The organism is Streptomyces phytophilus (assembly GCF_013870535.1).
In the GTDB taxonomy this organism is placed as follows: domain Bacteria; phylum Actinomycetota; class Actinomycetes; order Streptomycetales; family Streptomycetaceae; genus Streptomyces; species Streptomyces phytophilus.
The window spans coordinates 1-6,361 of record NZ_JACBXC010000249.1; the positions used below are offsets into that span (position 1 = coordinate 1).

The 6,361-nt window shown below is 73.9% G+C and carries 4 protein-coding genes; 1 reads left to right on the forward strand and 3 read right to left on the reverse strand.

Features of this window, described 5'->3' with window-relative positions; all coding sequences use genetic code 11:
• The coding region (locus tag H5J30_RS13870) for a choice-of-anchor A family protein (RefSeq protein WP_181787741.1) at positions 1-2,037 on the forward strand (2,037 nt) is incomplete at its 5' end.
• Positions 2,038-2,073: 36 nt separating this feature from the next.
• Here H5J30_RS13870 and H5J30_RS13875 read toward each other — a convergent pair.
• The 3 genes from H5J30_RS13875 to H5J30_RS13885 form a co-directional block, all read right to left on the reverse strand.
• Positions 2,074-2,760 carry a L,D-transpeptidase gene (locus H5J30_RS13875; protein WP_181787742.1) on the reverse strand — a complete coding sequence of 229 codons (687 nt, stop codon included), beginning with the start codon at positions 2,758-2,760 and terminating at the stop codon, positions 2,074-2,076.
• 109 nt (positions 2,761-2,869) lie between these two features.
• Positions 2,870-4,354, reverse strand: coding sequence for an oxidoreductase (locus H5J30_RS13880; RefSeq protein WP_181787743.1), 1,485 nt, complete (start codon positions 4,352-4,354; stop codon positions 2,870-2,872).
• 38 nt (positions 4,355-4,392) lie between these two features.
• Positions 4,393-6,361 (reverse strand): DEAD/DEAH box helicase (locus H5J30_RS13885; protein WP_181787744.1); only part of this gene is annotated, 1,969 nt, incomplete at its 5' end.

The window sequence follows — 6,361 nt, forward strand, 5'->3', positions numbered from 1 at the left end:
TGCACCGACCTGCTGAAGCTGATCCACGACTTCCACGAGGACTTCTTCGACTCGGGCGGGCTCGGGCCGTGCGTGCCGGGCAACTGCCCGCCCGACGGCTACCCGCCCGTCAACAACGGCCCCCTCACCTACCGGGACGACGCGATCAACATCTACGTCGGCGAGGACTACCTCGTCCGCGAGCGCGCCGCCGAGGCCGAGGGCCGCATCGTCGTGCTCGACGACTTCGACATGGACAAGAACCCCGAGGCCAGCCAGATCTACAACATCGGCGAGGTCGGCGTCGGCTCCCGCGTCGCGCCCTCCCCCGGCGCGGACTGGCTGACCACCGGCGGCGACATCAGGATCGCCGACGGCAAGCGCCTGCTCGCCGAGGGCGGCGTGGTCCGCCACGCCGGCACGGTCACCGGGCAGGTCAACGCCACGCTGGAGCAGGACGACGCCGCCGCGGAACCGTACGTCGGACTGCGCGACGAACTGACGGACGCCAGCCACTGCTACGCGTACAGCGGCACCGAGCGGCGGCCCGCGAACGGCACCGTGCTGCACAACCTCGGCGAGACGGTCTTCACCGGCGACGGCAGCTCCGGCCTCCAGGTGTTCGAGGTCGACTTCGACATGATGAGCGCGGCCGGCGGCCAGGAGGGCATCCGCTTCCAGAACATCCCGGACGACGCCACCGTCCTGATCAACGTGTACGGCGACGCCCGCACGATCAGCACGTACAGCGGCACGATCGACGACAGCAGCGACTTCAACCAGGTGCGCGAACGGCTGCTGTGGAACTTCCCCGACGCCGCGGACGTGTCGTTCCAGGGCACCGGGCAGTTCCAGGGCAGCGTGCTGGTGGGCAACCAGTCGTCCACGACGGCGGTGAGCGTCCCCGGCATGAACGGCCGCTTCTTCACCACCGGATCCCTCCTGCACACCAGCTCGGCCACGGGCGGCGGGGGCCAGGAGATCCACGCGTACCCGTTCGAGGGCGACCTGCCGGAGTGCGGCGAGGAGCCGGTGACCGGCGACGTCACGGTGCTCAAGACGGACGACGAGACCGGCGAGCCGCTGGCGGGCGCCGAGTTCGAGCTGTGGGAGGAGACCAACGGCGTCCCCGGCCTCCAGACCGCGGGCACCGACCCGGACACCCGGGTGAACGGGACCTGCACCACCGGCGCGGCGGGCGAGTGCGCCCGTACGGTGCCCCCGGGCACGTACTACTGGCGCGAGACCGCGGCACCCGACGGCTACGACCTCCCCGACCCCGACGTCTTCGGACCGCTCGAACTGACCGAGGAGAACGCCGGGAACGGCGTCACCGTCACCGCCCGCAACACCCCCACGCCCGTCGTCCCCCGCACCGGCGTCGTCGAGGTGACCAAGGTCGACGACGAGACCGGCGAGCCGCTGGCCGGTGCGGAGTTCGAGCTGTGGCGCGAGACCAACGGCGTCGACGGCCTCCAGACCGCGGGCACCGACCCCGACACCCGGGTCGGCCGCACCTGCACCACCGGCGAGGAGGGCATCTGCGCGCGGACCGTGCCCCCGGGCACGTACTACTGGCGCGAGACCGCCGCCCCCGACGGCTACGACCTCCCCGACCCCGACGTCTTCGGACCGCTGGTCCTCACCCCGGCCAACATCGAAGAAGGCGTCGAGGTCACCGCCCGCGACACCCGCACCCCCGTCGAGCCCGGCACCGGCGAAATCACCCTCGTCAAGACCGACGAGCACGACGGGAACCCCCTCGCCGGCGCGGTGTTCCAGCTCTGGCGCGAGACCAACGGCGTCGACGGCCTGCAGACCGGCGGCGCCGACCCGGACACCCGGGTCGGCGCCGCCTGCGCCACCGACAGCCGCGGCCGGTGCGAGTTCGACGGCCTGGAGTTCGGCGAGTACTACCTCCAGGAGACCGCCGTCCCCGACGGCTACCGGCTCCCGGAGGACCGCGTCAGCGGCCCGTACGAGGTGACCGAGGAGAACGCCGGGGACGGCGTGACCGTCGAGCTGGACAACAAGCGCGACGACAGCGGCAAGAAGTAGCCGCCGGGGCGGCACGACCCGGGCACGGTGTGGCGCTCAGCCGCCCGTGCCCGGCTTCGTGCCCCAGACGTAGACGTGGTCGTCCTCGCGCAGCAGGTCCCACAGCGCCTCCGCGTCCGCCAGCGTGAGGTTCACGCAGCCGCCGGAGCCCGAGGAGAACAGGTCGTCCTCGGTGCCGTGCAGGGCCTGCCCGCCGTCGAAGAACTGCGCGTACGGCATGGGGACGTCGTAGATGGTGGAGAAGTGGTCGATGTTCCGCCAGTAGATCCGGTGCCACCCGCCCCGGGTCTCCAGCCCGTCGCGGCCCGTGCGCACCGGCACCGGGTCGAAGACCAGCCCCTCGTCCTGCTGCACCCACAGGAGCTGCCGGCTCAGGTCCACGCACGTCACGCGGTACGTGCGCGCGGGGCATCCGCTGCGCTCGGCGGGGTCGCGGCGGACGCGGTCGGCGAGCACGTAGCGGTACGTCCGCAGGTCGGCGCGGCCGTCGGCCGGGCTGATACCGAGGCGGCGCTGCAACTCGCGGATCGCGGCGCAGTCCTCCGGGCTCTGCCGGCCGTCGACTTCCAGCGCCAGCTCCTTCTCCAGCTCCCGCTGGTACGGGGCGGTGCCCGCCGTGCACGGCGGCTCTTCGCGGGGGGCCGTGGCGGCGTCGGGTGCGGCCACGAGTACGGACAGGGCGGCGGCGGAGACCGCCGCGGAACAGAGTCTGGTCCAACGCATGGCTCACAGGGTCACGGCCCGCGCCGGTCCGGCAGTGCACCACCCCGTGCCTCTCCCACGTTCGGGGCAGCGGCGTCACCCGGTCACGGCTGCGCGGCGGCCGGGGCCGCTACGTCCGCTCCAGGGTCCGCGTCACCCCGGCCACCAGCGCCGTGGTCAGCAGCCAGCCGGTGGCGACGAGCACGTACGACAGGATCTCCGCCGCGCCGCCGGACATGTACCAGGAGTCGCGCTGGCCGAGTCCCCCGACGGGGATCAGCAGGTCCAGCGCGTAGACGACGGGGTGGAAGCCGGGTCCCTCGCCCTCGCGCACGGGCCTGCTGTCCCCCGCCGCGAAGACCAGGCTGCCCAGCAGCGTGAGCGCCGCCAGCCACAGCCCGGCGAGCCAGGGGCGGTAGCCGAAGCCGACCGTCCCGTCGAGCAGCAGGCTCCAGGCGCGGCCCGCGGGGCGCAGGATGCGGCGGCGCGCGCGCTGCTTGGCGAGGAGGACGCGGCGGGCGTCGTCGACGTGGCCGATCTGCCGGTACCAGGTCGCGAGCTGCTCGTACGGCTGCGGGGCGTAGCCCGCGCCGCGCCGTATCCAGTCGAGCCTGCGCTCCACGGAGCCCTGCCCGGCGGCGTACGCGGGCTGGATGGACCCGTACGTGAAGCCGTCGAGGAGGACGGCCGCGGGCCAGCTCCGCAGGTCGTCGTGGAGGGTGGTCACCTGCGCGCCGCCCAGGGACACCGGCCCGGCGGGCGGCACGGCGGGCGCGAAGCGGAAGTCGGTGGCGTGCATCCGGGCGCCGTCGATGCCGGTGCAGCCGCCGAGGTCCGCGCCGTCGAAGGTGACCATGTCGGTGACCTGGGTGGCGCGCAGTTCGACCCGGCCGGCGGGGGCGAAGCCGCCGGAGAGGTCGAGGAGGGTGACCTGCGCATGGCCGAGGGCGAGCGCCGCGCCGTCGGCCGCCGCGCCGAACCGCGTGTCGTTGAGGAAGAGGCCGCCCATCAGCCGCGCGCCGACGAACCGCAGGCCGCCCGTGGCGGTGAACCCGTGCGTGCCGAAGACCGCACCGCCCATCTCCAGGCCGCCGGCCACCACCGACCAGCCGGGCGGGCCGGTGAACCGGGCACCGTGCAGGAGGAGTTCTCCGGTGATGCGCGCGTGGGTGAGCAGGAGTTCCCCGGCGACCTCCGAGCGCCGCACGGACAGCGCGCCCTCGATCCGGGCCAGCCGGGCGTCGATCCGGGGCAGCACGCTGTCGTCGAGGCGTACGCCCCCCGTGGTGGCCGAGTTGAGCCTCACCTCCCCCTCGAAGAAGCAGTGCTCCAGCCGCATCTGGTGGGCCGTTTCCGCCCCGGTCAGGTCCAGCCCTCCGGCGATCCGCGCCCCGGCCAGCCGCAGCGCGGCTATGTCGCCCGGCTGCGGCGGGTGCGCGCCCAGCAGCAGCGCGGCGAGGACCGCGGCCCGTACCGTACGCTCCGGCCCCCAGCCCGCGCCGCCGGCGGGGTCGTCGCGATCCGCGTCGCCCGTGCGCAGGTCCACCGGGCGGCCTTCGGGGAACGCGGCCCACAACTCCCGCTCCGGGGGCGTCAGATCGTCGTAGGAGATCACCCGGGAAGGGTAGTGCCCGCCCGGGAGAGCGCTCCTGCTCAGCCCACCGAGCTGTACGCCACGACGCCGCGCAGCAGCTTGTCGACCGCCTTGCGGGCGCTGCCCCCGACCGTGCCCTCGGGGTCGGCCGCCGCGGACAGCTGCCCGAGGACGTCGATCAGCTGCTTGCACCAGCGCACGAAGTCACCGGGCGGCATGTCCGCCTCGCGCAGCACCTCGTCCAGGCCGGCCCCGGACGCCCACTGGTACGCGGCCCAGGCGAAGCCGAGGTCCGGCTCGCGCTGGCCGACGCCCTCGGTCTGGCTGATGTGGTGGTCCTCCTCCAGGGCGTCGAGCCGGCCCCAGATGCGCACCATGTCGCCCAGGGCCCGCTTGGCGCCGCCGCCGGGGAGCTTCGGCGCCATGGCGTCGTCGGACTGCCGGGCCTCGTAGACCAGCGCGGAGGCGCAGGCGGCCAGCTCGGCGGGGCCCAGGCCCTCCCAGACGCCCTCGCGCAGGCACTCGGAGGCCAGCAGGTCCAGCTCGCCGTAGAGCCTGGCGAGGCGGCGGCCGTCCTCGGTGACCTGCTCGCCGCCGCGCTGCTCCGCGATGTAGCCCAGCTCGGTGAGGAGCGCGTAGACCCGGTCGAAGGTGCGGGCGATGGTGTTCGTCCGGCCCTCGATGCGGCGCTCCAGCTGGCGGGTGTCGCGCAGCAGCCGGTGGTAGCGCTCGGCCCAGCGGGCGTGGTCCTCGCGCTCGTCGCAGCCGTGGCAGGGGTGGGCGCGGATCGCCTTGCGCAGCCGGGCGATCTCGCTGTCGTCGGCGGCGGGGGCGCGCTCCTTGCGGTGCCGCCGCGGCTCCAGGTGCCCCGCCTTGGTGCGCAGCGCGGAGGCCAGGTCGCGCCGGGACTGCGGGCTCTTGGGGTTGAACGACTTGGGGATGCGCATCCGCTCCAGCGCCTCCACCGGCACCGGGAAGTCCATCGCGGCCAGCCGCTTGACCTGCCGTGCGGCGGTGAGCACCAGCGGGCGGGGGCCGTCGTGCTGCTCCAGCCCGCGGTGGCCGTTGGTGCGGCCGGCGGGCGTGCCGGGGTCGAGGACGAGGGCGAGGCCGGCGAACTTGCCGGTGGGCACGTGGATCACGTCACCGGGGCGCAGCTTCTCCAGCGAGCCCGCGGCGGCGGCGCGGCGCTGCGCGGCGCCCTGGCGGGCCAGCTCCGTCTCGCGGTCCTTCAGGTCGCGGCGCAGCCGCGCGTACTCCTCGAAGTCGCCGAGGTGGCAGGTCATCGCCTCGCGGTAGCCGGACAGGCCCTCCTCGTTCTTCTGCACCTGGCGGGAGATGCCGACGACGGACTTGTCCGCCTGGAACTGCGCGAAGGACATCTCCAGCAGCTCGCGCGTACGGTGCCGGCCGAACTGGGCGACGAGGTTGACCGCCATGTTGTACGAGGGGCGGAAGGAGGAGCGCAGCGGATACGTCCGGGTGCCGGCCAGCCCCGCCACGTACTCCGGGCTCATGCCGCGCTGCCACAGCACCACCGCGTGGCCCTCGATGTCGATGCCGCGGCGGCCCGCGCGGCCGGTCAGCTGCGTGAACTCGCCGGGCGTGACGTCGGCGTGGGTCTCGCCGTTCCACTTCACCAGCTTCTCCAGCACGACCGAGCGCGCCGGCATGTTGATGCCCAGGGCCAGCGTCTCGGTCGCGAACACCGCCTTGACCAGGCCCTTGGCGAACAGCTCCTCGACGACCTCCTTGAACGTCGGCAGCATCCCGGCGTGGTGCGCGGCGATGCCGCGCTCCAGGGCCTCCAGCCAGTCGAAGTAGCCCAGCACGTGCAGGTCTTCGCGGGGGATGGCCGCCGTGCGCAGCTCGGCGATCTCGCGGACCGCGGCGCGCTCCTCCTCGTCGTTGAGCCGGAGGCCCGCGTAGAGGCACTGCTGCACGGCGCCCTCGCAGCCGGCGCGGCTGAAGATGAACGTGATCGCCGGCAGCAGCGCCTCGGCGTCCAGCCGCTCGATGACGTCGACG

Coding starts and splice junctions, on each gene's coding strand:
- H5J30_RS13875 (WP_181787742.1), bottom strand. CDS start 2,760: ATGCGTTGGACCAGACTCTGTTCCGCGGCGGTCTCCGCCGCCGCCCTG.